Here is a 26,793-nt window from a genome sequence, read left to right as displayed (position 1 = left end):
CCGTCTGCGATGGTTGCCGGCGCACTCTAGAAGCCGCCAGCGGGCGGCGACAAGGGTGCCCGCACCCTCGTTCGGAAAGGACACGCCATGGCCGCAACCCAAGCGCTCACCGCCCCGGTTTCGCGCACCACCGTCTTTACCCGTGATGCCGAGCGCGCACTCGAGTTCTACCGCGATCTCTTGGGGATGGCGGTGTGGATCGACACGCTAATTCCCAACCCCGGCGCCTCGGACATTCTAGGGCAGCCGTGCCAGTCGATGCGGATCATCGTGCTGCGGGCGGGTGAGACCGAGATCGGCAATATCGGGCTGGCGGAGGTGCACGGGGCGAACCCGCCGCTGGACGACCCGCGTCCTGCGACCAAGGTACGGCTGGGCGAACCCTGTTTGGTGATCCGCACCGATCATTTGAAAGAGTTGTTGCCCAAGTTGGAGGCGGCGGGCGTGCACATCATCAGTCCGCCGACCAAGCTCGACCTCCCCGTGGAGGAGGAGGTGTGGGAAATGTTCCTGCGCGACCCTGACGGGACGATGATCAATCTATCCCACCACGGTGCGTGGTAGGCGCGCGCGTTTAGACGCCCTGGGTGATGACGTTAACGACGGCCTGGCGGCCTTCGTTGAGGACGATGTCGCGGGCCTTGGCGAGTTCGGCTTCGAGCTTGGTCGGGTCCTCGACCATTGCGCCGTAACCGCCCGAGGCGGTCACCACTTTTTCTAGGTCGGGCGAGGGATCTAGGAGGGTCAGCGGGACTTGGTTGCTTTTTGCGGCATACCCGCCCGGGTACATGAATTTGGTGGCGCGGCTGACCGCGCCCCACATGCGGTTGTTGAAGATCACCGTGAGCACCGGCAGGCCCAGCGCGCGGCTGACGAAATGGGCCGACGTCGGGTTGCCGAACATGTAGGCGCCGTCGCCCAGGGCGGCGATCACCAGTTTGTCCGGCGCGCCGAGCTTGAGGCCAAGCGCGGCACCCATGCCCCAGCCGAGTCCGCCGACGGGGCTGGCGGAGAAGAATTCGCCGGGTGCGCGTAGGGTGAGGTGTTCGTGTTGCAACGGCGATTCGTTCACCAGGATCGCGTTGTCGCCTTTGATCCGGTCGATGCAGTGGGTCACCCAGGCCGGGCTCATCGGAGCGGCGTCTTTTATCTCGGTAAGGGCCGCCGTGTGTTTTGCGCGCCGCGCCGCGTGGGCCTTTTCATAGGTTTGGCGCCGCGCCGCGATTTCCGGGGCGCGGGGGTCGAGGCGTTCGGCCAGCGCTGCCTGCAGGGCGGCGAGTCCGGTCACCGGCGCGGTGTTGACCACGACGTCGGCGGCGAACGAGCGCATCGGGTAATCGCCGTAGAGCGGATCGATGCCGAGTTGGATCACTTTGGCGCCCGGCGCGGGCCCTTCGATCGCCGGGACCCAGGGGACGTCACTGTCGACGACGAGGACCGCGTCGGCGTCGGCAAGGGCCGGGCCGGGGGCGAAGCCACCGTGCATCGGATGGTCCGATGCCATCGAGACGTAGCGGGGCCAGTGCGCGACGACGGGGATCGCAAAGGTTTCGGCGAGCGCCGTTAGCGCCGCGGCGGCGCCGGGATAGCGGCCGGCAGTGGTGGTGATGATGAGCGGTGACTTGGCGCGGGCCAGCAGATCGGCCGCGGCAGCGATCGCGTCCGGATCGGGGCCAGGCGCGCTGGCCGGCGTGATTGCACGCGCCATAGTCGGGTCTTGCGCCGGCGCGGCAAGCACCTCGCGTGGCAGCGTCAGATAAATCGGGCCGCGCGGTTCGCTCATGGCCACCGACATCGCGCGGTCGAGCGCGGCGGCGGTTTGGTCGGGGCGGCGCAGTTCGTAGTCCCACTTGACGTATTCGCGCACCATCGCGCCTTGGTCGAAGGATTCCTGGGCCCACTGGATGATGCGGTTGCGCGCGCCGAAGGCGCCCGCTTCGGCGATTGGCGTCCGTCCGGCGAACAACAGGATCGGGACGCTTTGGCGCGAGGCGTTCATCAACCCGCAGACTGCGTTGGCGGTACCGACGGTGGTGTGCACCATGACCGCCTGGGGCCGCCCGGTCGCGAGGTAATAGCCGTGGGCCATGCCCATGGCGGTGTTCTCGTGGGGAATCGCGATCGGCGTTGGGGCTGGTCGGCCCAGGGCGGCGGCCTTGGCAAAGGCCTCGATCACCGGGGCGAAATCGGTGCCAGCGTTGCCGAAGAAATACTCGACGCCGTGATCGGCCAGAGCCGCCACGAACGCCTCGCCGACGTTTTCCAGTTTTTCGCTCATTTTTATAGGTCCTCCCGAGACGAGCGGAGTATCGGGAGCGCGGCCGCGTCGCGCAATGCACGCTCGATAGTCAATCCGGTCTGCGGTCACCGGTTGCCAACCCGGCGTCGCACGACTAGATAGCAGTGATGTCTATCCCCGACGAAAATTCGTCCAGCGAGGACCCCGACCAGCCGCTCTATCTGGTGTATGGCGGCCGGGTCGAGGATCCGATGGGGCAGCGATTCGTCGATTTACCGTCGCTCGACATCCGCGGGATCTTTCCGACCTACGACACGGCTTACGCCGCGTGGCGCGGGATCAGCCAGCAGCACGTCGACGATGCCTTTATCAAGTACGTGATCCAGCGCCTGCGTTAGGCCGACCGGGCGGCGGTGCGCGCCCGTTGGCGTGCGAGGGCCAGGACCGTATCGATCGTGGGCGTGGCGATCCCGACGAGACGGCCCATTTCCGCGATGACGCCGGTCAACGCCTCGATTTCCAGCGGACGACCGCGTTCGAGGTCCTGCAGCATCGAGGTTTTGTGGGGACCGACCGACAACGCCATGGCGATCCGCGCGTCCACATCCATCGGAAAGGTTATGCCGAGGCGGGCCGCGATCGCCTGCGCCTCGACCATCATCGCCCGCAGCGTCGGCACCGTCCGCGGCGAGGTCGCAAGAACATCGAGCGTTGCGTGGGTTAGGGCGCTGACCGGATTGAACGAGAGATTGCCCCATAGCTTGGTCCAGATCGCGCCGCGGATGTCGCCCGTGACCGGCGCTTGCAAGCCGGCGCGCTCCAATAGGGTGGCGAGGCCGGCAATGCGGCCGCTGATCGAGCCGCCGGGTTCGCCGAGGTCGAAGCGATTGCCGTAGGTGTGGCGGACGTGGCCCGGGGCGACGATGTCGGCGGCGGTCCATACCACCGCGCCAATGGCGCGCTGGGGGCCGATTTGGTCCCACTGGGACCCACCGGGGTCGACGCTGTCCAAACGGTGTCCGTCCCACGCGCCGCCGTGGGCGTAAAAATACCAAAAGGGAATTCCGTTCATCGCGGTGACCACGGCGGTGTCAGGACCGAGCAACGCGGCGATGCCGGGCACGGCCTCCGGCACCGCGGGCGCCTTGAGCGTGAGGATGACGAAGTCCTGGGGGCCGAGGCGGGCCGGGTCGTCGCTGGCATTGAGCGGCACGGTGAAGCGGTCGCCGCCGGTGTCGACGATGAGGCCGCGGTCTTGGATTGCGGCGAGGGTCGCTCCGCGCGCGACCACGCTGATATCGGCGACCTTGGCGCGTGCCAGGGCGGCGGCCAAATGCCCGCCGATCGCGCCGGTGCCGTAAATGCAGATCCGTGTCATCGCCTCTCCATCCGCGGCGCTTGTACCACGGATAGCAGCGAGGGCGGGGTTAGGCGTAGACCGAGATGGGTTCGATGACGCTAAAGAAAGAGTCGATTCGGGCGCTCACCGCATCGTAGGCGGCCGTACCGGTGGCGGTCCCGCGCGGCGGCGGCATGATCGTGCCGCGTTCTTGTCCGATCGCTTGCGCCACGAAGGGGCTGGAATGGCGGACGTATTCCGGCGCGGTCGGGAGCTTGAGATGGAGGCCGCCGCTTGCCGCGCTGTCGCCGATGCGCCGGCCCCCGGGCCGGGTCTGGGGGTCGTGACGGTCGCCGATCCGCCGGCGCGGGTCGCCCGATGGGGCGTCCTGGCGCGGGGCGCGGTTCGCGCGGTGGTTCTCGAAGGCGTCGGTGGCACGCCGCCAACCGGCGCGGCGGTCGAAGGTCTCCTGGGGATTGCCGATGAATCCGGACGGCTCGCCGCGGCGCGGCGGGGGAAGAACGCTCATGAGGCCCTGTAAGCTCATCGCTCCAAAGACCTTTCCTCCGGATTTGAAGTTATTTTGATATATATTCGCTTTAAATTGTTAACAAAGCGTAAGCACGGGCACATTCTGCCGCCCGACGCGGCATCAAAAGCCCTGCGTTTGCTGGGGTCTCTCATAAAACCGTCACAGAACGGTCATGGGCGATTCACCGCGTTTCCCTAGAAGCGAGCGCGGAAATACCCCAGGGGCCAACAAGGCCCGGTTAAAGCCCGAGGACAGACATGAACCAAATCCCGCTCCGACCGTCTTTCGACGACTTCGACGAACTAAGAAACCCGCGCCCCGAACAAACCGATTTCGCCCGCATCACCGAAAAGATGGTGTCGCGGCGCTCGTTCCTGGGAGGTGCCGCCGCGCTCGGCGCGACCGCCGCTGTGATGGGTTCGACGGCACTGACGCCGTTCCAGGCCCAGGCCGCGAGCCGGTTGGCCTTCGAGCAGGTGGCTGCCAACAGCCTCGACACGGTCACCGTGCCGCGCGGCTATAGCTGGCAGGTCGTAACGACATGGGGCGACCCCCTGTGGTCGCGCGGCGCAGCGTTCGACGAAGCGACGCGCGGCACCGGCGAAAGCCAAGAACTCGCGGTCGGCGACAACACCGACGGGATGGCGTTGTTCGAACGCCAGGGCCGGATGGTTTTGGCCGCCAACAACGAATACGTGAACATCGAAATCATCCACGGCAACCGCGAGGGCGGAAAGCCGATCAACGCCGACGACGTGCGCAAGAGCAAGGCCGCGCACGGGGTCACCGTTTCGGAAATCGCGCGCGAGGGGAACGGCTGGCGCCTCGTCGTCGACTCGCCCTACAACCGCCGCATCACGGTCGACACGCCGATGGAGATCACCGGTCCGGCGCGCGGTCACGACTGGATGAAGACAGCAGCCGATCCGGCGGGCACGAACGCGCTCGGCACGGCCAACAATTGCGGCAACGGACGTACGCCGTGGGGTACCTATCTGACCTGCGAAGAGAACTTCAACGGCTACTTCTCGGCCAGCGACGAGAAGCAGGACATTGGCGATGCGTGGAAGCGTTACGGCGTCGGCGCCAAAGACTGGGGCTACAACTGGGCCAGTGCCGACGAACGTTTTGACATCACCAAACATCCCAACGAACCCAACCGCTTCGGCTACATCGTCGAGATCGATCCGTTCGATCCGACCTCCACGCCGAAAAAGCGCACGGCGCTCGGTCGCTTCAAGCACGAGAACATCGAAGTCGTGCTTGCCGCGGACGGTCGCGTAGTTGCCTATTCGGGCGACGACGAGCGCGGCGAGTTCATCTACCGCTTCGTTTCCGAGGGTCAATACGTCGAAGGCGGCGACAACTCGGACCTGCTGGAAAACGGTAAACTCTACGTCGCCAAGTTCAACGAGGACGGCGGCGGCCAGTGGATCGAGCTCAACCCGCAGACCACGGGGATGGCGTCGCAAGCCGAAGTCTGCATCAACACCCGCATGGCTGCATCCAAGGTTGGCGCGACCACCATGGACCGGCCCGAGTGGATTTCCTCGAACCCGCGCAAAACTGAAATCTATTGCTGCTTGACCAACAACAGCCGGCGCGCAGCGGACGGCAAGAACGCCGGCGGCGATCCGATGGTGCCCGGCGGCCCCAACCCACGGGCCAAGAACAACTATGGCCAAATCGTGCGCTGGGTGCCGGCGGGCGGAGACCATACGGCCGAAGGTTTCGCGTGGGACCTGTATGTCGTGGCGGGCAATCCGACCGTCCATAGCGACGCGAACGCCGGGTCGCCGAACGTCACCGCGGACAACATGTTCAACTCGCCCGACGGGTTGGCATTCGACGAAAACGGCCTGCTGTGGATCCAGACCGATGGGAATTACAGCAACGAGAAGGACTTCGCCGGGCAAGGCAACAACCAGATGCTGGTAGGCGACCCGGCGACCGGCGAAATCAAGCGTTTCATGGTCGGTCCGCGCGAATGCGAGATCACCGGAATCACCTGGAGCCCGGATCGCACGACCCTGTTCGTCGGCATCCAGCATCCGGGCGAGCGGGGCGATAGCCACTTCCCCGGCGGCGGCAGTTCGGTGCCACGTTCGGCGGTGGTCGCGATCGCGCGCGACGACGGCGGCCGCATCGGCTAACCCGCGACACGTTTGACGCATTAAGGGGCGCCCTTGGGGCGCCCCTTTTTTTCTATGCCGCGAAAACGTCATGCTCGAGTCGCGGGCGTGTCACGCGCGGTGGGCACGATCGCGGCGCTACGCGACGCAAGCTCCGCCCGGAACCCTCACCTGGGGCATGCGCCGACAGGGGGACGGTACGCGCCGTCCCCCTGTTTTATTTTGCGAGCTTGTCGAGCCGGGCGCGCATCGCATCCATTTCTTTCTTGAGGTCTTCGATGTCGCCGCCGTCGCTTTCGGAGGTGGGCCGTTCGCTGGACGCGGGTTTGGCCGCCCCCGCGCCGAACGGGGTGAAAGCGCCCAGGGCGCGCTCGAACATCGCCATGTTCTGGCGGGTGATGTCCTCGAACTGCTTGATCGGTTGTCCGAAGGCGGCGGCGAACTGCTGTTGCAGCCGGTCTTGATTCTCCTGAAAGCTGTCGAGACTGGCGTCGAGGTAGCCTGGCAGCACCCCTCCCATGTTCTGCCCGTAATAGCCGATCAGTTTGCGCAGGAAGTTGAGCGGCAGCAGGTTGCCGCCGCGGCCCTCTTGGTCGAGGATGATTTGGGTCAGGACTTGCCGGGTCAGGTCGTCGCCGGTCTTGGCGTCGCGGACGACAAACTCCTCCTCGTTCTTCACCATGTCGGCGAGATCGTCGAGCGTCACATAGGCGCTCTTGGCGGTGTTGTAGAGCCGCCGGTTCGCATATTTCTTGATGACGGTCGGCTCGGGTTTGGATGCGGTATCGCTCACGGGCAGCCTCTCGCGTGCATGAACCGCCATTGTCGTCTCCCCATGCTGCGTTGCGCAAGGATTCATGTTGCGCCGCGCAATCGGGCGCTCGGACATCGCCGGAAGCGGCGCTATACTCCGGCCATGTCCGCGGCCCCGACCCCCGAGCAACTCGCCGTCCGCTTTCTCGATCTGTGGGAGGCGCAGGTGGCCGAGGTTTTCAGTCACGATTGGCGCGCGGCGATGGAGAGGGCGTCCGATGACCATGCCCCAAATTGCCCCACGCCAGGGGCCGCGCCCGGTCAGTCTCCATATGGCGCTGGCGCTGTGGACCTGGACCGGCTCGCTGACGGCCTTGCCGCTTGCGCAGCGCGGCTTGCTGACCTGGATGCCGAAGCTGGCCGCCGACGCGGCCCGGTTGATGCCGGCGCTGGAGACCGCTGACCCGCAGACCCTTTCCCAGGCGGTTAGCGCCGAAGCGACCGCGCGTGCTGCGGCCCTGACAGCGGCGATCGAGGCCTACCGGACCCATCCCTATCGCCGCGATGTCGCCGACCCCGACCCGATCGCGCGGTTCGGTGCGGCGGCCTTGCGCGACTACGGCGGCAGCGGTCCGCCGGTGCTGTTCGTGCCCTCGCTGGTCAACCGCGCCTACATCCTCGATCTGTCGCAGCGCCGCAGCCTACTGCGCTGGTTGGGCGGCGCGGGGACACAGCCCTATTTGCTCGACTGGGGCGATCCTGGCGCAGTCGAGAAGACATTTTCGGTGGGCGACTATGTCATGGGGCCCTTGCGCGACGCGTTGGCAATGCTGTGCGCGCGGCACGGCGGGCCGATCGATCTCGTCGGCTATTGCATGGGTGGCAATCTCGCTTTGGCGGCGGCCCTGCTTTACCCGCAGTACGTTCGAACGCTGGCGCTGCTGGCGACCCCGTGGGACTTCCATGCCGAACGCGGGTCTGCGGCATGGATGCTCGAGCCAGGCGGGGCGATCGACCAGACCGTCGCGGCTCTGGGCGAGTTGCCGGTCGACCTGTTGCAGGCGTTCTTCGCCAGTCTCGATCCGCTGCTGGCTGCGCGGAAGTTTCGCGCCTTCGCGGCAATGCCACCGGACAGCGCCGCCGCAGAAGATTTCGTCGCCCTGGAGGACTGGCTCAACGACGGCGTGCCGCTGGCCGGTCCCGTCGCCCGGGAATGTTTCGTCGATTGGTACGGCGCGAATGATCCAGGCGCGGGGCGCTGGCAGGTGGGTGGGATGCGGATCGATCCGGCGCACCTGACGTGCCCCGCCTTTGTCGTATTGCCCGGCGACGATCGCATCGTGCCGCCGCAATCGGCGCGCGCGCTGGCCGCCGCCCTACCGGCAGCCCGTGTCCACGCGCCGGACGCCGGGCACGTCGGCATGGTGGTCGGCAGGGGCGCGCGGCGGACCCTGTGGGAGCCGCTGCGGGACTGGCTAACAGCCTAGCGCCTTCGCGGTTGCGGAAGGGCGTTGTGCGGTGCAACAATCAGCCCTTGTTCGCAAAGGAGCCGTGATGACCGAGATCGTAATTGCCAGTGCCGCCCGGACCCCCGTGGGCTCGTTCAACGGAAGTTTCGCGCCGCTCGGGGCCGCGGCCCTGGGGCAGGTCGCCATCGGGGCCGCCCTGGAACGCGCCGGCGTGGCGGCGGGCGAGGTATCCGAGGTTATCTTGGGTCAGGTGCTGACCGCGGCGGCGGGCATGAACCCGGCGCGCCAAGCGGCCATCGGTGCCGGCATCCCGGTCGAGGCGCCGGCTTGGATCGTCAACCAGGTCTGCGGGTCGGGTCTGCGCGCGGTCGCGCTGGGCTATCAGGCGTTGCGCAACGGCGATGCCGATATCGTCGTCGCGGGCGGCCAGGAAAGCATGAGCAACGCGCCGCACGCGATGCATCTGCGACAGGGCACCAAGATGGGCGATACCCAGATGATCGACACGATGATCCGCGACGGCCTTTGGGATGTGTTCAACGGCTATCACATGGGCTCGACGGCCGAGAACGTCGCGCGCCAATGGCAGATCACCCGCGAGGCACAGGACGCCTTCGCGGTGGCTTCGCAAAATAAGGCCGAGGCCGCCCGCAAGGCCGGACGCTTCGCCGACGAGATCGTCGCGGTCACGGTGCCGGGCCGCAAGGGCGATACCGTGGTCGAGCATGACGAATACATCCGCGACGGGGCGACACTGGACGCGATGCAAAAACTCCGCCCGGCCTTCGAGAAGGACGGCACGGTGACCGCGGCCAATGCCTCGGGCATCAACGACGGGGCCGCGGCCCTGGTGTTGATGCGGGCCGAGGATGCCGCCAAGCGGGGCATAACCCCGCTTGCCCGGATTGCGTCGTGGGCCCAGGCCGGCGTCGATCCCGCGGTGATGGGATCGGGACCGATTCCGGCCAGCCGCAAGGCGCTGGAGAAAGCCGGTTGGACCGCCGCCGACCTCGACCTGATCGAAGCCAACGAGGCCTTCGCCGCCCAGGCCTGCGCGGTGAACCAGGACATGGGCTGGGATCCCGACCGGGTCAACGTCAACGGCGGCGCGATCGCGATCGGCCATCCGATCGGCGCGTCGGGCGCCCGGGTGCTGACGACCCTGCTGTTCGAAATGCAAAAACGCGACGCCAAGAAGGGCCTCACCACCCTGTGCATCGGCGGCGGCATGGGCATCGCGATGTGCGTCGCCCGCGACTAGGGTCTAAGCTGGCCTCCCAGCCAGGGAGGATTTTATGTCCAGAGTCGCGATCGTTACCGGCGGGACGCGCGGAATCGGCCGGGCTATTTCGGAATCGTTGAAGAACGCCGGCTACCGAGTTGCCGCGAACTACGCCAACAACACGCAAGCCGCCGAGGCGTTTCACAAAGAGACCGGCATCGCCGTCTACCAGTGGGATGTCTGTAGCTACGACGACTGCAAGGAAAAGATCGCTCGGATTACCGCCGATCTCGGGCCGGTCGATGTGCTGGTCAACAATGCCGGCATCACCCGCGATGCGACCATGCACAAGATGTCGCTCGACGACTGGCAGGCGGTGATCGACACCAATCTGACGTCGTGTTTCAACATGGCGCGGTGCGTTATCGACTCGATGCGCGCCCGCGGCTTCGGGCGCATCGTCAATATCGGTTCGATCAACGGGCAGGCGGGCCAGTACGGCCAGGTCAATTACGCCGCCGCGAAATCCGGCATCCACGGTTTCACCAAGGCACTGGCCCAGGAAGGTGCTGCCAAGGGGGTGAGCGTGAACGCCATTGCCCCTGGATATGTCGATACCGACATGGTGCGCTCGGTGCCGCCGGCCGTGTTGGAAAAGATCATCGCGCGGATTCCGGTGGGCCGCCTCGGTCGCGCCGAGGACATCGCCCGTGCCGTGCTATTCCTGGTCGCCGACGACGCCGACTTCATCACCGGCGCAACCCTGTCGGTGAACGGCGGACAGCATATGTACTGACGTGTCGGTTGAGACGTCAGGCTTTCGCATCAACGCAGCGCGATGGCGTTGTCGCGGGGGACGAAAGACGGGCGGTCGGTGAAGCGGTCGTACCAGGCCGATAGGTCGGGGCGCTCGTCGCGCCAGTCTAGGTCCATGCCGTCGCGGTCGCGAATTTTGGTTAGGTACATCAGGCCGCAGGCGATCGAGATCAACCCGATGGTGAACCCCTCGAACGCCGGCGCTTCGGACTCCAGCGCGTCGAGCGCGCGGGCCACGGTCGCCATGTAGTTTTCCAGCGCCGCCGGATAGACGAATTCGCGGGGGCGTTTCAGTTCGTTCTGGCGCAGCACGAAGGTGTCGAACATCGCATCGCCAAGCGCCAATTGGCGCAGTGCCGTCCAACGCGCAGGCCCGGTGGCTGGGAACAGCTTGGCGCCGTCGTGTAGCGAATCGAAATACTCGTAGATCGCCGGGCCGCCGTAGAGCGCGCTACCGTCGTCGAGGATCAAGGTCGGCACCTTGCTAAGCGGATTGGCCAGCACATGCTCGACCTGGCGGGTATAGGGGTCGGTGGCGATACGCTCCAACCGGTCGTAAACCCCGGTCTCGATCGCCACCACCTGGACCTTGTGGACGTAGTTTTTCAACGGCGTGTAAAAGAGTTTCATGGCGCCGTTGTTACACTGGGTTGCGGCGTCGCGCCAGGGTGCCCCGGCTTGTGGTAGAATCGCGTCATGCATCTTGACGTCGTCGACCTAAAGCAATTCTACGACAGCCGGCTGGGCCGTATCGCCGCACGGACCCTGCGCCGCCGCGTGCGCGAATTGTGGCCCAGCGTCGCGGGCCTGCGGGTCGTCGGCATCGGGTATGCGACACCGCTACTGCGCCCGATGTTGGAGGAGGCCGAGCGTGTACTGGCCTTCATGCCGGCGGGCCAGGGCGTGCACCGTTGGCCGGCCGATACGGCGAGCCGGGTTGCCCTGGCCGACGAGGCAGAACTGCCACTGCGCGATTCCAGCGTCGACCGGGTGCTGCTGGCGCACACGCTGGAGAATTCTGAACATCTGCGGCCGATGCTGCGCGAGGTGTGGCGGGTGTTGGCGCCGGAAGGCCGGATCTTGATCGTCGCCCCGAACCGGCGCGGTATCTGGGCGCGGCTGGAACGCACGCCCTTTGGTCATGGGCGTCCGTTCAGTCCGCCGCAGCTCAACCGGTTGCTGCGCGACACCATGTTTTCGCCGGGGGCGACCAAGGCCGCGCTCTATTTTCCGCCGAGCCAAGGCGGGCTGATGCTGCGCGCAGCGGGCCCGCTGGAGCGGTTCGGTGAAAGCATCGGAGCGACCGCGATCGCGGGCGCATTGCTGGTCGAGGGCGGCAAACAGGTCTATGCGGCGACGCCGCGGGGCAGCCGGGTTCGGCTGCGCCCGGTCAGGGCCGTGGCGCGACCGATGCTCGCCGGTCGAGGCGCCGCCGCGCGGCTAGCGCCGGGAGAGCATGAATAGCGCCTGTTCGCCGAAGAAATTGGCAAACCGCGACGTGCTGCGAAACTGGGTGTCGCGCCCGGTGTGATTAAGGATGGCCTGGTGCTCGGTGCGCAGATCGAGTTCGTCGCAGAGCGCGGTAAAGTCGCGGATCGTGCACAGGTGAATATTTTCGGTGCTGTACCAGGGGTCGGCCAACAGCCGGGTCGTGGGCATTTGCCCGTTGGCAATCAGATTCCAGCGCACCCGCCAATAGCCGAAGTTGGGAAAGGTCACGATTGCCTTGCGGCCAATGCGCACCAACTGAGCCAGCACTTCGCGCGGGTTGCGGGTCGCCTGCAGGGTTCGGCTCAACACGACGTAGTCGAAGGCGCCGTCCGGATAGTCCTGGAGGTCGGTGTCCGCGTTGCCCTGGATCACCGAGAGGCCGTGGCTGACGCATGCGTTCACCCCAGCTTGGCTGATTTCGATGCCGCGTCCGTCGACGCCGCGTTCGCTGCTGAGGTAGTGCAGCAGGGCGCCGTCGCCGCAGCCGATGTCGAGAACCCGCGCGCCCGGTTCGATCAGGTCGGCGACGAACAGAAGATCGCTGCGCAGTCCTGCGCGGGCGCGCTCGTCCGCCGCGCTCACGGTTTTTTCAAGCCGCGTTTGTCGGCGGCGCCGTTGAGGAACCCGACCAGCGTTTTGTGGAATTCGGGCTCGTCAAGCAGAAAGGCGTCGTGGCCCTTGTCGGTGTCGACTTCGACGAAGCTGACGTTGGCTGCCTCGGAGTTCAGCGCCTTGACCACTTCGCGGCTGTCCGACGTTGGGAACAGCCAGTCCGACGTGAAGGAGATCGCGCAGAACCTAACCGGCGTTTTGTGGAAGGCCGCAGCAAGGCTGCCGCCGTGCTCGGCCGCAAGGTCGAAGTAGTCCATCGCGCGGGTGATGTAGAGATAGGAGTTTGCATCGAAGCGGTCGACGAAGGTCATGCCCTGGTGGCGCAGGTAGCTTTCGACCTGGAAGTCGGCGTCGAAGCCGAAGGTGATGCGGTCGCGGTCCTGCAGCTTGCGACCGAACTTGCGGCGCAGCGCCGCTTCGGACAGGTAGGTGATATGAGCGGCCATGCGCGCCACCGCGAGACCGGCGCGCGGCGTGGTGCCGTGGTCGTGGTAGGCGCCGCCGTGCCAGTCGCGGTCTGCCATGATCGCTTGGCGGCCGACCTCGTGGAAGGCGATGTTCTGGGCCGAATGGCGCGACGCGGCGGCGATCGGTACCGATGCGAAGACGCGCTCAGGGTAGGCCGAGGCCCACTGCAACGCCTGCATCCCGCCCATCGATCCGCCGATGACGCAAAACAGTTGGTCGATCCCGAGGTGGTCGAGGAGGCGGGCCTGGGCCCGCACCATGTCGCCGATGGTGATGACCGGAAAGGCGAGGCCCCACGGCTTGCCGGTTTCAGGATTGATCTCGCCGGGCCCGGTCGAGCCCATGCACCCGCCAAGGACATTGGCGCAGATGACGAAGTAGCGATCGGTATCGAGCGGTCGGCCCGGTCCAATCATGATGTCCCACCACCCCGGTTTTTGCGTCATCGGGTGGTCGTTGGCGGCGTGCTGGTCGCCGGTTAGCGCGTGGCACACCAGGACGGCATTGGACTTGTCGGCGTTGAGGGTGCCGTAGGTTTGGTAGGCCACCCCGAAGGCGGCGAGTTCGGTCCCGCTGTCCAGGCGCAAGGGTCCGGCGGCGCCCAATTCGACGAACTGGCCGCTGACGGCGCTTGGCGATGAGCGCGAGACTTCCATGGGATCGGCGACCGCCATCTAAGAGCAAAACCAGATTGACCCGGGGATCGAATAACTTGGCTTAGGTAACGGATATGTCAATGTTTTCTTTGATTTTGGCCCTTTCGGCGCTTAAGACTATGCCGCCCCGGCGCGGTGGCCGAAGGGGTTTATCATGAGCAACGACACAACCGATCTCGACGCGCTCCGGCGCGAAATTGACGAAATCGACGCCCGATTGTTGGCGGCGATCGCGGCACGAACCGATGTCGTGCGGCGGGTCGGCGCGGCTAAGGGGGGCGGCCCGATCTTGCGGCCCGGACGCGAAGCCACGGTCCTGCGGACGTTGTTGGCGGGGACCGAAACCGGCCTACCGCAACCCGTCGTCGGGCGGATTTGGCGCGAACTGATTGCCGCCTATTGCCGCCTGCAAGGGCCGTTGGAGGTCGCGGTCTGCGCCCCGGAAAAATCGGTCGGTTACTGGGATCTGGCGCGCGACCATTTCGGGTCGGCGACACACATGTCCTTGCACAAATCCCCCACCGTGGTGCTGCGGGCGGTGTCCGAGGGCGCGGCAACCGTTGGCATTTTGCCCCAGCCACACGACGGCGAGGCCGATCCGTGGTGGCGGTATATGAGCGGTGGCGGCGACAACATGCCGCGCGTGATCGGGCGTTTGCCGTTCGTCGACAACCCGGGCGCGCGGTTCGAAGACCTCCAGGCGATGGTCGTGGGTTGCCTGCCTTACGACGAAAGCGGCGACGATTTGAGCTGGCTCGTGGTCAGCACCGACGAACAAATCAGCCGGCGGTCTTTGACTGATCATCTCAAAGCCGTCGATCTCGGCGGTCGGGCGATTTCATCATTCTCCGAACGCGGCGCGGGCGATTCCTACCTGTTCGAGGTCGATGGCTACGTTACGTCAGCCGACCCAAGGCTCGCCGCGTTCGCCAAGCGCGTCGGCAGCGCGCGCCTGTCCGCGGCGGGCTCCTACGCGCGGCCCTTTTCACGCGCTTGATATGACTCACCCACCGAGCCCCCGGCCCCACGCCGGTGTCATGGACATCACGCCCTACAAGGGCGGCGAGGCCGACGCGCCGGGGATCGACAACATCGTCAAATTATCGTCGAACGAGTCTGCGCTCGGCCCCAGCCCGAAGGCGATCGACGCGTTCAAGGCAGCGGCGGCAACGCTGCACCGCTATCCCGACGGCGAAGCGCGCGTGCTGCGCGAAGCCATCGGCCGGCGGCACGGGGTATCGCCCGCGCAGATCGTGTGCGGCGCGGGCTCGGACGAACTGATTTCGCTGTTGATCACCGCCTATGCCGGACCGGGCGAGGAAGTGCTGTACACCGAGCACGGCTTCTTGATGTACCGGATCTCGGCGATGGCGGCGGGCGCAGTACCGGTGGCTGCGCCCGAACGCGATCTGCGCGCCGACGTCGACCAGTTGCTGGCCCGGGTGACTTCGCGCACGCGGATCGTCTTCCTGGCCAACCCGAACAACCCGACCGGCAGCTACGTCACATCGGCTGAACTGCAGCGGTTGCGCGACGGCCTGCCGAGCGACGTCATTTTGGCGATCGACGCGGCCTATGCCGAGTATGTCGGCGCGGCCGATTACAGCGCCGGGCAGGACCTTGTCGCGGGCCACGACAATGTCGTGATGCTGCGCACGTTCTCGAAGATTTACGGCCTGTCGGCGTTGCGTGTGGGTTGGTGCTACGCCGCCCCGGCGATTGCCGACGCGCTGAACCGCGTGCGCGGTCCATTCAACGTCAATGCCGCCGCCCAGGCCGCGGCGGTCGCGGCGATCGAAGATGCGCGCTTCGAAGCCAAGGCGCGCGCCCACAACGACCAATGGCTGCCCTGGCTTGCCCGCGAACTTGCAGGATTGGGCTTGCCCACGGCGCCCAGCGTCGGAAACTTTTTGATCGCCGATTTCGGCGGCGCGGAACGGGCCCAGGCCGGCTTCGCGTTTTTGCGGTCGCGCGGCATCCTGGTGCGTTTGATTGCCGGTTACGGGTTGCCGCAATACCTGCGCGTTTCGGTGGGCCTGGCCGACGACAATGCCGCCGCCATCGCCGCCCTGAAAGACTTCGTCGCGGCGAATCCGGCTCGATGACAGAGGCGCAGCGCCCGTTCACGCGGCTAGCCATCATCGGCCTGGGATTGATCGGCGCGTCGATCAGCCATGCCGCCCGGGCCCATGGCGCCGCCGAAACGGTGGCAGGTTTCGATGCGGCGGCGGACATCCGCGCCCGTGCCCGCGCGCTCGGTTTAGGCGACATCGCCGAGGACATCGGCGCGGCGGTACGCGGCGCCGACCTCGTGATCCTGGCCGTACCGGTCGGCGCGGTGGGCGCGGTGGCGGCCGAGATCGCGCCGCACCTCGCACCTGGCGCCATCGTCAGCGACACAGGCTCGGTCAAGGAATCGATTTTGCGCGACGTTGCGCCGCATTTGCCTGAAGGGGTTCACCTCGTCCCGTCGCATCCGGTCGCGGGGACCGAATTTTCGGGCCCCGATGCGGGCTTCGCCGAACTGTTCGAAAAACGCTGGTGCATTCTGACACCCGCCGAAGGTACCGATCCGGCGGCGGTCGCGCGGGTCGCTGCGCTGTGGCGCACCTTGGGCAGCAAAACCGAAATCATGGACGCGGCCCACCACGACCGGGTGCTGGCGATCACCTCGCACCTGCCGCATTTGATCGCCTACAACATTGTGCGCACCGCCGACGACCTGGAGACCGTCACCGAATCGGAAGTGTTCAAATATTCGGCCGGTGGTTTTCGCGACTTCACTCGCATTGCCGCCAGCGATCCGGTGATGTGGCGCGATATTTTTCTCAACAATAAAGACGCAGTGCTGGAAATGCTGGGCCGCTTTACCGAAGACCTCTCGGCGCTCCAGCGCGCAATTCGCTGGGGCGATGCCGAGACGTTGGAGACGCTGTTCCGGCGCACCCGCGACATCCGCCGCGGCATAATCGCGGCGGGCCAGGACGAGCCCGAGCATTTGAAAAAATCCTAAGCGGCCTATTGCAGGTTGGGGATGTACAAAAGGTCGGTCACCGGCAACAGGTCGCCTAAACCGACCGGGCCCACCGACAGGCGGCCGAACTGCGCGGTTACGGGGATGCGAATGCGGCCCCCCTCGGTACGTTCGCCCAACAGATTGATCGATACCTTTGCGGCGGCGGCATCGCGCGGGCGCACGATCTCGGCTGCTTGCAGCCGGTCGATGAAGTCGGATAGGCCCAGGAACGTCGCGGTCATCGCGCCCAGCGGGCGCAGCTCTTCGTCGAGCGAGAAGGTGCCATCGGCATCGACCGTAAGGCCGCTCCACTCCAGCCGCGTATCGCGCACCTCCAACGTGCCCCCGGCCAGCCGCCAAGCGTCGAGTTGGCGTTCAAGCGGTCCCACCGTCCAAGCGCCCTTGAGGTCGGCGGTCGCTTTGAGACGATCGACCGTGCCGCCCAGGCGCTGCAGCAGCGCTTGTCCGCTGGTGATATCGATCGCGTCGAGGGCCAGCGACCCCTGGCCGTCGGGCGCCGTCGTCGCATTCAGGGACAGTGTGCTGGCGGCGATCTCGTCGCGGATGCCAAGGATGCGCAGGACCGGCCGCTCGAAGCGCGCAGTGATGACGCGCGGCCAGTTGGCGCCGTCGAGTTCAACCGTCATGGCTAGGCTGGCGGCATTCATTTCGACGTTGCGCGAATTGCCGCGCGCCGAAAAGGTCAAGCCGTTATCGGGTGCGCTAACCGCCAAGGTACGCGGCGCCCATACCCAGGCGCGGGCGCGGAACCCTTCGGCGCGCCAGGAAAACGTTCGTTCGTTGGTACGCCCAACCACGGCTTGGTCGGCCGTGAGCGTAAAGGCGAGCGGAAAGCCGGTGATTTTGAGATCGTTTAGGACGACGAAGTTGCCGTCCGCGCGCTGCTGCGCGGTCCACTCAACAATACCGATCTTGAGCCGTTCGGCGGCGTCGAACCAGAACGCGGTATAGAGCCCCGCCGCGATCACGGCGAAGACGATGACGGTCAGCGCCGCCCACAATTTGGTGCGCGGCCGGCGCCGGCTTTCGAAGGCGGCGGTGGCGTATTCAGCCATGCGGGGGGCGGGTGCGTTGGCGGGGGTTCATCGGCCTAGTATATAGCGGGCGCGAAACGGCGCGGCCACTGCGGCGAGCCGGTGGGAGACACGGGGTGCAGCGAAACGGCGAGGGCGATATTTGGGTGTTCGGCTACGGGTCGCTGATGTGGAACCCGGGCTTTCCCTATGCCGAAGTCCGGTCCGCGCAACTGCATGGCTATCACCGCGCCTTCTGCCTTTATTCCGAACACTACCGCGGCACGCCCGAGCGGCGCGGACTCGTGCTGGGGCTGGACCGCGGCGGCTCGTGCGTGGGGCGGGCGTTCCGGGTGGCGGCTGCGGACGCGGCGGCGGCGATGGATTACCTCATTGCGCGCGAAATGTTCGGCCATGCGGTGGATGTGTATGCGTTGAAGTGGCTGCGGGTTGCGCTGGGCGTGGCACCAAGCGGCGAAGCCGGGTCTACCTCCTCCCCCTCGCCAAGGGCGAGGGCAGGGAGGGGGGAGAGACAAGTTTCGCGCGGCGCAAGCGTCGTGCGGGCGGCGTGTTTTGTCGTTAACCCGGCGCACGATCACTATGCCGGCAAATTGCCGCCCGCCCGGATCGCCGACATCATCGCTGCTGCTTCAGGGCAGAGCGGCAGCAACCGCGACTACCTCGCCAACACCATTGCCCATCTCGACGAACTGGGGATCGCCGACGGACCGCTGCATGCGGTGCACCGGTTGGTTTCCAAGGTGTGAAACGTCAGGTGAGATGTACGTTTCCGTGCAACCGGGCGCGATCCTGCGAGGGGGTGCAAGCCCATGACGCCACGGGTTTCGACCCTACCCGCACTTACTGAACCCGCAGCTCGTGCAGGTGTCGCAGCCCTCTAGGCGCATCAGGGACGGTTGCGAGCAGCGGGGGCAGGTGCGCAGGCGGGCATCAGACGGGCCGCCTTCCATGCCGGCGACCTTGCGCAGTTCGAGCGCGGAGTCGTCTTTGTTTTCGGGCCCTGCGATGAAGCCGATGTTGATCAGATGCTTTTCGATCACGTCGCCGATCGCGGCCAGGAGCGAAGGCACGTAGGCGCCGTCGACCCAATAGCCGCCGCGCGGGTCGAACACCGCCTTGAGTTCCTCGACCACGAACGAAATATCGCCGCCGCGCCGGAACACTGCCGAGATCATCCGCGTTAGCGCCACGGTCCAGGCGTAGTGCTCCATGTTCTTGGAGTTGATGAACACCTCGAAGGGCCGCCGCCGGCCGTCCTGGATGATGTCGTTGACGGTGATGTAGATTGCGTGGTCGCTTTCGGGCCAGCGCACCTTGTAGGTCGAGCCCGGCAGCACGCCGGGCCGGTCCAGCGGTTGGGTCATGTAGACCACGCCGCCGGCCTCGAACGGATCCTTGGGCCGCGCAGGGGGCGCGTTCAGCGGCAGTTCGGATTGCGCGGTGTCCTTGGCCGGCTCGGTGCGCAGGACGGCACCGGTGATGTCGTTGGGGCGGTAGGTGGTGATGCCCTTGCAGCCCTGATCGTAGGCGCTGAGGTAGACGTCCTTGAACGATTCGAAATCGATTTCCTCGGGCACGTTGACGGTCTTGGAGACCGCCGAATCGATATAGGCCTGCACGGTGGCCTGCATGCGCACGTGGTCGGCGGGGGTCAGGCTTTGTGCATCGACGAAGGCGTCCGACAGGGCGGTGGTCTCGCCGAAGGTCCGCCGGTAGAGGCGGAAGGCATAGTCGCTGACGTCTTCCTCGCGGCGGCTGCCGTCGGGCATCAGCACGTTGCGCTTGTAGGTAAAGCTGAAGACCGGTTCGAGGCCGGAGGAGACGTTGTCGGCGAAGATCGAAATCGTCCCGGTCGGCGCGACCGAGGTCAGCAAGCCGTTGCGGATACCCTTCTCGGCGATGGCGGCGCGCACGTCGTCGTCCAGCTGTTGCACCGACTCGCCTGCGAGGTAGAGGTCCTTGTCGAACAGCGGGAACGACCCTTTTTCGGCCGCGAGGTCGGCCGAGGCGAGGTAGGCGGCGCGCCGCAACGTGCCCATCCATTCCTTGGTCAGGGCGACCGCGGCATCGCTGCCGTAGCGCGCGCCGCACATGATCAGCGCGTCGGCCAGTCCGGTGACGCCTAAGCCCATGCGGCGCTTGTTCTTGGCTTCCTGTTCCTGGGAGTCGAGCGGGAAGCGCGACACGTCGATCGCGTTGTCGAGCATCCGCACCGCGAGGCGCGTCATCTCATCGAGCGCGGCGGTGTCGAGATGGGCGCCGGGGGTAAACGCGTCCTTGACCAGCTTCGCCAGGTTGACCGAGCCCAACAGGCAGGCGCCGTAGGGCGGCAGGGGCTGTTCGCCGCATGGATTGGTGGCGTTGATCGTTTCGCAATAGGCGAGGTTGTTCTGCCGGTTGATCCGGTCGATGAAGATCACGCCGGGTTCGGCAAAGGCGAAGGTCGCCCGCATGATCTTGTTCCACAGGTCGCGCGCCGACACCGAATCGAAGATCGTGCCGTTGAAGGTGAGGTCCCACGGGCCGTCGTTCTTGACGGCGTCCATGAAGGCGTCGGTGACCAGCACCGAAAGATTGAACATGCGCAGGCGACCGGGTTCGCGCTTGGCTTCGATGAAGGCTTCGATGTCGGGATGGTCGCAGCGCAGCGTTGCCATCATTGCGCCGCGGCGGTGGCCCGCCGACATGATGGTGCGGCACATCGCATCCCACACATCCATGAAGGAGAGCGGGCCCGAGGCGTCGGCGCCGACGCCCTTCACCAATGCGCCCTTGGGCCGCAGCGTGGAGAAGTCGTAGCCGATGCCGCCGCCCTGCTGCATGGTCAATGCCGCTTCGCGCAGGTTGTCGAAGATCGTGCCCATGTCGTCGTCGATGGTGTTCATGACGAAGCAGTTGAACAACGTCACGCGCCGGTCGGTGCCGGCGCCGGCGATAATGCGGCCCGCCGGCAGAACCTTGAAGTCGGCCAGGGCGCCGTAGAATTTCTCGGCCCAGGCGTCGGCGTCCTTCTCGGGGGCGGCTAGGGCCTTGGCGACCCGGCGCCAGGTGTCCTCGATCGATTTGTCGACGGGCGTGCCGTCGGCGGCCTTGAGGCGGTACTTCATGTCCCAAATTTGCTGGGCGATCGGGGTCAGGGCGGCCATGGCGCGTACTCGGGCGAGGGGAGGTGGGCGGCGATGGTAGGCCCGGCCCCGTGGGGGCGTCAACGCAGATGTTCTAGAAATGTTCTCACAGCCGGAGCGCAGTCTAACAAATTGATATATAAGGATTGTTCCAGGTTGTTCGAGTTATCCACTGATCATTGGCTGGGTCACAGCGGGATTTCTGGGGATCCTATTTGTGACAACGGCCAGTTTTATATACAGAGTTATACACAGCGATCCTGCTGGCCTAGCTGGCGGGCAACAACGATACTTTCCGACATGGTGGATGAGCCCACAGCAGCAGAACTTGTCGATGGGTTTCTCGCGGCACCGAAGGAACTTGCAGGCGCACCGACCTGGGTCGAGGGTAGCCGCTCGGGCGAGATGAGATCGTCATTACCGATTCTCGTCAATGGCGAGTCGACAAACGCCGAATTCTGCACGACGGCCTATCCAGAAGAAAGCGGGCTTCGCTTCACCATTGTCCTCCAGTACAGAAACCACTGTATCTGGCGCCTGGATTTTGAGCCTGACTACAAACGGCATACCAATCCTGCCGACCGTGTCGATTCCCTGGGGGGAGAGTACTCGATTGTAGGTCCGCACTATCATGCATGGAATGACAATCGACATTTATCAACCAGAAGTACCCTGCCCGATATGCCCTGTGCAAGGTCACTGCCAAATGCGATCAGGCATTGGGAGAACGCTTTTCGGTGGTTCTGCGGTGAGACTATGATCGCGTTTCATGAACCGGTGTTTGAGTTGCCGCCCAGAGGGAGATTGCTATGAGCGAAATGGGCGTCGTGAAACATCTCCTAGATGCATACCTTGCTATTGCCGAGGCAGGCAGTCGAATAGCAGTTCCCACACACTGTCTATATCCCAGCAACTCCTCGGTAACCGTATATGTAACCGGCGGAGCTCTCGAGATCAGGGTATCCGATGAGGGCGGTGCAATTGACGAGATATCCGCGCACGGACTGAAAGTTGAAGATGCTGATCGTTTGTTACACCCCTTCTGCAAACGAGCCGGTTTAAGGCACGACAAAGGCGCAATCTACTCACCAAGTGTTCCAATCGAGAGGCTGCCATCGATGGTGGTCTTGGTTGCAAACGCGTCGAGCGCGGCTGCTAAAGCCGGATTAGACAAATTCAAGATTCGACTTAGAAGGGATTTGAAGGAGGAGCTAAGGCGGGTCTTGCAACTAAGGTTCTCAGAAGAGCGGATACATTCCCACTCGGTGCTAACAGGCCAGAGCACTAGACAATATCACTTCGACAATGTGGTCGATATTGGCTCAAAGAAGAGACTTGTTATGGATGCTGTTTTGCCAGATGCAGCTTCAATTAATGCCAAAGCAGTTGCTCACCTTGACCTCAAGCAAGTTGACGATTCGACGATTATTCAAAGGATCGTTTACGACGACCAGGACAAATGGGCTTCCGCCGACCTCAATTTGCTCCAAACTGTGGCAACCATCGTTCCATTTTCCGCTATTGACCGACAACTAGACAGAATTGGCGCAGCCTAGTTCTTGAGTGCTGCTTCTTTGGCCAATCGACCAGAGCCCTGTTCGATTGCGGTTTCCAACCGGGCCATGAAGTCCTTGCGGGTTAAGCCCGGTTCGATCGGTGGCAGGTATTCAAGGACGATGGTGCCGGGTTTGCGGCGGATCGAGCGGCGCGGCCAGAAGACGCCGGAGTTGAGCGCGACCGGCACCACCGGAATGCCAAGCTGACGGTAAAGCGCGGCGACGCCGGGCAGGTAGGGGGCGTCCGCGCCCGGTGCGACGCGGGTGCCTTGGGGGAAGATCACGATGGGGCGCTGCGCGCCTGCGGCGGCCTTGGCGGCGTCGACCATGGTGCGGATCGCCTTCGAGCCGGTGTCGCGGTCGATCGGGATCATGCGCGAGTGGCGGCAGTACCAGCCGTAGACCGGGATCTTCAGAAGTTCGGCTTTCATCACGATGGCGGGATCGTGGGCGATAATATGGAAGATCATCGTGTCCCAGGCCGACTGATGCTTGGCGGCGATCAGCACGGCACCCGGCGGAATGTTCTCGCGGCCGCGAATCTCGTAGCGAATGCCGACCAACAGCCGCAGCAGGACCATCACCCCGTGCGCCCAGATCGTCTGGCCGCGCACCGTCGCCAGCGGTGACATCGCCAGCGAGGGCAGCCAGGCGAGGTTGATCGCCGCCGACCACAGCCAAAAGGCGATTTGGAAAGCGAGGGCGCGGGCGAGGCTCATGGTTGCCCCGTCGCGATCAGGACGTCTACCGCGGCCGCGAGGTCGTCGTAGACGTCGACCGGCTGGAGTGCAGGCGGCAGCGCGGTTTCGGCGGCGCGACCCTTGCCGGTCCGCACCAGAATGCGGCGGATACCGAGCGCGGCAGCGGCTTCCAAATCGCGCACCGCGTCGCCGATCATCACGGCGTCGGCGGGCGCGGCGGCGAATTGGGTCAAGGCTTCACGCAGCATCCCGGGGCCGGGTTTGCGCCGATCGGTGGCGGCCCACGGCGGATCGGTACAGACGATGACGGCATCGATCTGGCCGCCGGCGGCAGCGACGGCGTCGCCCAGGGCGGCGTTGACGGCACTGAGGTCGCCCTCGGTCATGAGGCCTCGCCCAACGCCGGATTGATTGCTGACCACCGCGACGGTGTGACCGGCGGCGTTGAGCCGCGCGACCGCCGCCGCCGCGCCGGGCACCATGACCAATTCGGCTGGAGATTTGACGAAGTCGGCGCGGTCTTCGTTGAGTACGCCATCGCGATCGAGCAGGACCAACATCGGATCAGGGCAGTCGCCGCAGGGCACGCATCACGGTGATCCGCGCGGTGATCATGGCGATCACGGCCGAGACAATGGGCACGCACAGCAACGCGACCCAGGCAGTCAGGCCGAGGGACAGGCGGGGCAGTACCGTGTCGTCCACTCCCTGGGCCGCCAGCGCGAGCGCGACCAGCGTGAGGGTCGCCAAGATCAACCCGATGACGCCGCCGAGCAGGCCGTACCACAGCGCATGGGCGACGAACCGCCGGGCGATGTAGCGGTCGCGCGCGCCGATCAAGTGCAGCAGTTCGATCGTGTCGCGGTGCGAGGTCATGCCGGCACGGGTGGCGAAGACGACGATCGATACCGTGGCGATGCCGACGATCAGAACGACGACGCCCCCAACCAATTGCACCACGCGCGCCAAGGTGACGAGACGCTGGAGGAAGACGCCGTTGTCGCTGAGTCGTGCACCGGGGATCGTGTCTTCCAAGCGTTGCGCCAGGTCTTCGAAGTTGAGCCGACTGGCGGGGTCGATGGTGACGTCGACGATGATGGGAATGGCGAGGTTTTCAGGCAAGTCGCCGGCGCCGAGCCAGGGTTCAAGCAGTGCCTGGGCCTGGGCGTGGGGCAAGGGCCTTGCGCTCAGGATGCCGGCGGTTTCGCGCAGCATGGCGACCGCTGTATCGATCCGGGTCTGGGCCTCGGCGCCCTCCGGGTCCTGGGCCACGCCGGGCAACTGGACCGTCAGCGCACCGCGCAACCCGTCGCTCCATTGCTGCACGGTCCGGTCGAGCGCGAAGGTGCCGGCCAGGGCCAAGGCAGCGAGATAGACCATCGCCCCGACGATCAACGGAATGAAGCGGCGGTTGGCGTCGCCGCCGAGCGGCAAATCGCCTCGGCGCGGGATCATGGTCGATCCGCCACGGTTCCGCCGTCGGTTTCGCCGCGGTTTGGTTCGGGGTCCAACGATGGCGGGGCGGGGGTCTTGTGGACGCTCAGTTCACCGTTCGCTAGCCGCAGTTCGGGCCGCCCGAAGGTGGTGATAAGCGAGCGGTCGTGGGTGGCGATGACCACGGTCGTGCCGATCTTGTTGAGTTCCTCGAACAAATGGAGGATGCGCAAACCTTGGGCGAGGTCGATGTTGCCGGTGGGTTCGTCGGCGAGGAGCAGGTTGGGGCGACCGATCACCGCCCGGGCGATCGCGACCCGCTGCTTTTCGCCGTCCGACAGCGTCGGCGGGCGGGCGTTGATCTGCCCTGCCAATCCGACCCAGGAGAGCAACTCCGCAACGTGCGATTCGATCTGTTCGCGCCGGGCGCCGGCAATGCGCAGGGGTAGGGCGACGTTCTCCAGGGCGCTGAGGTGATCGAGCAGGCGGAAGTCTTGGAACACCACGCCGATACGGCGGCGCAGCAAGGGCAGGTCGCGCCGCTTGGTTTTGCCGATATCCTGGTCGAACATTTCGATCGTACCGCGCGACGGGCGCTGGGCCAGGTACATTAGTTTCAACAGCGTGGTTTTGCCCGCACCCGACGGTCCGGTCAGGAAATGAAACGACCCCGGCGTCAGCCTGAAGGTCAGGTCGCGGAGGACTTCCGGACCGTGCCCGTACCGTTTTCCGACGTTCTCAAAACGAACCACGCGGGGGCAATCTCCATGGGCGGGCGCGGCAGAATCGCACGCGGCGGCGGGCAGCGTCCAGCGGCCCCGCTTGTCAGCATACGGCCAAAGGGCCTATAAGGATTTGGCCGTAAAATCAATCGCGTAGGCATGATTGTCACTTGCCCGAACTGCAGTACGCGGTATCAGCTCGATGCTCAAGTCCTGGTTCCTCACGGTCGCGCGCTGCGATGCGTGAGGTGCGGACACTCGTGGACTGAGCGCCCGAAGACTGGTGCCGCGCCTGTCATCGTCGAAAGCGACGATATTGAAGTCCCCGATTTTGGGCTCGACGTACCCGCGCGTCCGGCGCGTGGCCGCACCCCGGCCGCGGCGCGGCGCCGCGAACGCGGTCGGGCCAGCCGATCGCGCCGTGCCGCGGGCAGCGGGGGGATGGGCTGGGGTGTCCTAGCCGCCGTCGTTCTGGCTGTCATCGCCGGGCTCTATTTCTTCCGCGTCGAGGTCGTCACCTTCTGGCCCCCGGCCAAGACCGCCTACGACCTAGCGCGCCTCGATACCAACCCGCCGGTGACCGCGCCCGGCGAAGGCTTGAAGGTTCTGGGCAACCCGGCGGTCGACTTCCGTGACGATGAAGGGACGCTGGTCATCGACATCGAAGGTGAAGTGCAGAACGTCACCCGGTCCACCCGGTCGGTTCCGCCGATCATGCAGGTCATCCTGCTGGACGAAGCCGATGAGGTATTGACCGAGTGGAAGTTCCGCGCGCCGGTTAGCGTGCTGGGGCCGCTCGACAAATTCTCCTATCGCACCAGCATTATCGACGCACCGCGCGAAACCCGCCGGTTGCGGGTCACCTTCGTCACCCAGGCGCCGGGATGAGCGGCGCGTCGCTCGAGTCCGCCGTCGCGGACGAGCGCGCCGAGGTCGACGTTCTGTTTGCCGCCGACGCCATTGCGCGCCGCGTCGACGAACTCGGAAACGAAATCGCCGGACGCATAGACCGCAACTGCATGGTCATCGCCGTCCTCAAGGGCAGCTTCGTATTTTGCGCCGACCTAATTCGCGCGCTGCACCGCGCCGGCATGCACCCTCGCATCGACTTCCTGACGCTGTCGAGTTATGGCACCGGCACGGAGAGTTCGGGGACGGTGCAAATCACCCGCGACATTACCGACGACGTCGCCGGGATGGATGTGCTGTTGATCGACGATATTCTCGAATCCGGTCGCACGATGGTCTTCGCCAAGGACCTGATCGAGCGGCGCGGGGCGAAGTCGGTCAGCGTTTGTGTGTTCCTCGATAAGCCGAATAAACGCAAAGTGGCGATCGCCGCCGACCATGTCGGGTTCGTTTGCCCGGACCGGTTCGTGGTCGGCTACGGCCTCGACTTCGCTCACTACTACCGAGAACTGCCCTTCGTTGGGGTGCTGCGCCAGGAGTAGCCGC

General features: G+C 65.3%; 28 protein-coding genes. 15 read left to right on the top strand and 13 right to left on the bottom strand.

The genetic code is table 11. The features are described 5' to 3' along the window. The first annotated feature begins 87 nt into the window (after positions 1-87). Positions 88-564, top strand: coding sequence for a VOC family protein (locus RID42_01820; GenBank protein ID MEQ8246397.1), 477 nt, complete (start codon positions 88-90; stop codon positions 562-564). A gap of 10 nt (positions 565-574) precedes the next feature. Here RID42_01820 and RID42_01815 read toward each other — a convergent pair whose 3' ends face one another. Continuing rightward, a complete protein-coding gene (locus RID42_01815) occupies positions 575-2,278 on the bottom strand; it encodes a thiamine pyrophosphate-requiring protein (protein ID MEQ8246396.1) in 1,704 nt (567 codons plus the stop codon). Between the two features lie 128 nt (positions 2,279-2,406). Between RID42_01815 and RID42_01810 the strand changes: the two genes are divergently transcribed. Continuing rightward, the gene (locus tag RID42_01810; protein MEQ8246395.1) at positions 2,407-2,637 is read left to right on the top strand and encodes a DUF4170 domain-containing protein; all 231 of its coding nucleotides are present in this window, start codon (positions 2,407-2,409) and stop codon (positions 2,635-2,637) included. Here the strand turns inward: RID42_01810 and RID42_01805 are convergent. Together RID42_01805 and RID42_01800 are read right to left on the bottom strand one after the other, a co-directional pair. After that, on the bottom strand, positions 2,634-3,617 hold the full coding sequence (locus RID42_01805; GenBank protein MEQ8246394.1) for a 2-dehydropantoate 2-reductase: 984 nt from the start codon (positions 3,615-3,617) through the stop codon (positions 2,634-2,636). The two genes, RID42_01810 and RID42_01805, sit on opposite strands and share 4 nt — an antisense overlap. A 49-nt stretch (positions 3,618-3,666) precedes the next feature. Next, positions 3,667-4,125, bottom strand: a complete 459-nt coding sequence (locus RID42_01800; protein MEQ8246393.1) for a hypothetical protein — start codon at positions 4,123-4,125, stop codon at positions 3,667-3,669. A gap of 242 nt (positions 4,126-4,367) precedes the next feature. Here RID42_01800 and RID42_01795 point away from each other — a divergent pair, with 242 nt between their 5' ends. Further along, entirely contained in the window at positions 4,368-6,263 is a 1,896-nt protein-coding gene (locus RID42_01795; protein ID MEQ8246392.1) for a PhoX family phosphatase, read from the top strand. A 196-nt stretch (positions 6,264-6,459) separates the two neighbouring features. On the opposite strand, the gene phaR is transcribed toward RID42_01795, so the two are convergent. After that, positions 6,460-7,035 (bottom strand): polyhydroxyalkanoate synthesis repressor PhaR, encoded by a 576-nt coding sequence (phaR, locus tag RID42_01790; GenBank protein MEQ8246391.1) that lies wholly within the window; start codon positions 7,033-7,035, stop codon positions 6,460-6,462. 238 nt (positions 7,036-7,273) lie between these two features. Here phaR and RID42_01785 point away from each other — a divergent pair, with 238 nt between their 5' ends. From RID42_01785 to phbB, 3 genes are all read left to right on the top strand, one after another. Continuing rightward, complete coding sequence (locus tag RID42_01785) at positions 7,274-8,482, top strand: alpha/beta fold hydrolase (protein ID MEQ8246390.1); 1,209 nt, start codon at positions 7,274-7,276, stop codon at positions 8,480-8,482. Positions 8,483-8,546: 64 nt separating this feature from the next. Then, the gene (locus RID42_01780; GenBank protein ID MEQ8246389.1) at positions 8,547-9,725 is read left to right on the top strand and encodes an acetyl-CoA C-acetyltransferase; all 1,179 of its coding nucleotides are present in this window, start codon (positions 8,547-8,549) and stop codon (positions 9,723-9,725) included. 34 nt (positions 9,726-9,759) lie between these two features. Further along, on the top strand, positions 9,760-10,482 hold the full coding sequence (gene phbB / locus RID42_01775) for an acetoacetyl-CoA reductase (protein ID MEQ8246388.1): 723 nt from the start codon (positions 9,760-9,762) through the stop codon (positions 10,480-10,482). Positions 10,483-10,511: 29 nt separating this feature from the next. Here the strand turns inward: phbB and RID42_01770 are convergent, their stop codons facing one another. Next, a complete protein-coding gene (locus tag RID42_01770) occupies positions 10,512-11,204 on the bottom strand; it encodes a glutathione S-transferase family protein (protein MEQ8246387.1) in 693 nt (230 codons plus the stop codon). Between RID42_01770 and RID42_01765 the strand changes: the two genes are divergently transcribed. Continuing rightward, positions 11,199-11,966: a methyltransferase domain-containing protein gene (locus RID42_01765; protein MEQ8246386.1), complete on the top strand. Its 768-nt coding sequence runs from the start codon at positions 11,199-11,201 to the stop codon at positions 11,964-11,966. The two genes, RID42_01770 and RID42_01765, sit on opposite strands and share 6 nt — an antisense overlap. On the opposite strand, the gene metW is transcribed toward RID42_01765, so the two are convergent. Both metW and RID42_01755 read right to left on the bottom strand, forming a co-directional pair. Then, positions 11,943-12,575: a methionine biosynthesis protein MetW gene (gene metW / locus RID42_01760; protein ID MEQ8246385.1), complete on the bottom strand. Its 633-nt coding sequence runs from the start codon at positions 12,573-12,575 to the stop codon at positions 11,943-11,945. The two genes, RID42_01765 and metW, sit on opposite strands and share 24 nt — an antisense overlap. Then, entirely contained in the window at positions 12,572-13,747 is a 1,176-nt protein-coding gene (locus RID42_01755) for a homoserine O-acetyltransferase (protein MEQ8246384.1), read from the bottom strand. Before RID42_01755 ends, metW begins: the two co-directional genes overlap by 4 nt. 136 nt (positions 13,748-13,883) lie before the next feature. On the opposite strand from RID42_01755, the gene RID42_01750 reads away from it, so the two are divergent. Genes RID42_01750 through RID42_01740 form a run of 3 tightly spaced genes read left to right on the top strand, consistent with a single transcriptional unit; the run spans position 13,884 to position 16,742 of the window. Next, entirely contained in the window at positions 13,884-14,726 is an 843-nt protein-coding gene (locus tag RID42_01750; GenBank protein ID MEQ8246383.1) for a chorismate mutase, read from the top strand. A gap of 1 nt (position 14,727) precedes the next feature. Then, entirely contained in the window at positions 14,728-15,834 is a 1,107-nt protein-coding gene (hisC, locus tag RID42_01745; protein ID MEQ8246382.1) for a histidinol-phosphate transaminase, read from the top strand. Further along, entirely contained in the window at positions 15,831-16,742 is a 912-nt protein-coding gene (locus RID42_01740) for a prephenate/arogenate dehydrogenase family protein (protein ID MEQ8246381.1), read from the top strand. The genes hisC and RID42_01740 overlap by 4 nt, the downstream gene beginning before the upstream one ends. 5 nt (positions 16,743-16,747) lie before the next feature. Here the strand turns inward: RID42_01740 and RID42_01735 are convergent, their stop codons facing one another. Then, a complete protein-coding gene (locus RID42_01735) occupies positions 16,748-17,821 on the bottom strand; it encodes a DUF2125 domain-containing protein (GenBank protein MEQ8246380.1) in 1,074 nt (357 codons plus the stop codon). Positions 17,822-17,916: 95 nt separating this feature from the next. Here RID42_01735 and RID42_01730 point away from each other — a divergent pair, with 95 nt between their 5' ends. Next, positions 17,917-18,546: a gamma-glutamylcyclotransferase gene (locus RID42_01730; protein MEQ8246379.1), complete on the top strand. Its 630-nt coding sequence runs from the start codon at positions 17,917-17,919 to the stop codon at positions 18,544-18,546. Between the two features lie 84 nt (positions 18,547-18,630). Here RID42_01730 and RID42_01725 read toward each other — a convergent pair whose 3' ends face one another. After that, positions 18,631-20,946: an adenosylcobalamin-dependent ribonucleoside-diphosphate reductase gene (locus RID42_01725; GenBank protein MEQ8246378.1), complete on the bottom strand. Its 2,316-nt coding sequence runs from the start codon at positions 20,944-20,946 to the stop codon at positions 18,631-18,633. A gap of 279 nt (positions 20,947-21,225) precedes the next feature. On the opposite strand from RID42_01725, the gene RID42_01720 reads away from it, so the two are divergent. Both RID42_01720 and RID42_01715 read left to right on the top strand, forming a co-directional pair. Beyond that, positions 21,226-21,738: a hypothetical protein gene (locus RID42_01720; GenBank protein MEQ8246377.1), complete on the top strand. Its 513-nt coding sequence runs from the start codon at positions 21,226-21,228 to the stop codon at positions 21,736-21,738. Next, complete coding sequence (locus RID42_01715; protein MEQ8246376.1) at positions 21,735-22,481, top strand: hypothetical protein; 747 nt, start codon at positions 21,735-21,737, stop codon at positions 22,479-22,481. Before RID42_01720 ends, RID42_01715 begins: the two co-directional genes overlap by 4 nt. Here RID42_01715 and RID42_01710 read toward each other — a convergent pair. Genes RID42_01710 through ftsE form a run of 4 tightly spaced genes read right to left on the bottom strand, consistent with a single transcriptional unit; the run spans position 22,478 to position 25,368 of the window. Further along, positions 22,478-23,200: a lysophospholipid acyltransferase family protein gene (locus tag RID42_01710; protein MEQ8246375.1), complete on the bottom strand. Its 723-nt coding sequence runs from the start codon at positions 23,198-23,200 to the stop codon at positions 22,478-22,480. The two genes, RID42_01715 and RID42_01710, sit on opposite strands and share 4 nt — an antisense overlap. Then, positions 23,197-23,742, bottom strand: a complete 546-nt coding sequence (locus RID42_01705; protein ID MEQ8246374.1) for an HAD-IIIA family hydrolase — start codon at positions 23,740-23,742, stop codon at positions 23,197-23,199. Before RID42_01705 ends, RID42_01710 begins: the two co-directional genes overlap by 4 nt. A gap of 4 nt (positions 23,743-23,746) precedes the next feature. Continuing rightward, a complete protein-coding gene (locus RID42_01700; protein ID MEQ8246373.1) occupies positions 23,747-24,637 on the bottom strand; it encodes an FtsX-like permease family protein in 891 nt (296 codons plus the stop codon). Continuing rightward, the gene (ftsE, locus tag RID42_01695) at positions 24,634-25,368 is read right to left on the bottom strand and encodes a cell division ATP-binding protein FtsE (protein MEQ8246372.1); all 735 of its coding nucleotides are present in this window, start codon (positions 25,366-25,368) and stop codon (positions 24,634-24,636) included. Before ftsE ends, RID42_01700 begins: the two co-directional genes overlap by 4 nt. Before the next feature lie 129 nt (positions 25,369-25,497). Between ftsE and RID42_01690 the strand changes: the two genes are divergently transcribed. Then, complete coding sequence (locus RID42_01690) at positions 25,498-26,226, top strand: zinc-ribbon domain-containing protein (GenBank protein MEQ8246371.1); 729 nt, start codon at positions 25,498-25,500, stop codon at positions 26,224-26,226. Beyond that, positions 26,223-26,789, top strand: coding sequence for a hypoxanthine phosphoribosyltransferase (gene hpt, locus RID42_01685; GenBank protein MEQ8246370.1), 567 nt, complete (start codon positions 26,223-26,225; stop codon positions 26,787-26,789). The genes RID42_01690 and hpt overlap by 4 nt, the downstream gene beginning before the upstream one ends. Positions 26,790-26,793: the final 4 nt, after the last annotated feature.

The organism is Alphaproteobacteria bacterium, from assembly GCA_040216735.1.
GTDB lineage: Bacteria > Pseudomonadota > Alphaproteobacteria > SHVP01 > SHVP01 > CALJDF01.
Note: the sequence above shows the minus strand (reverse complement) of the source record. Positions and strands in the feature narration are given on the sequence as shown.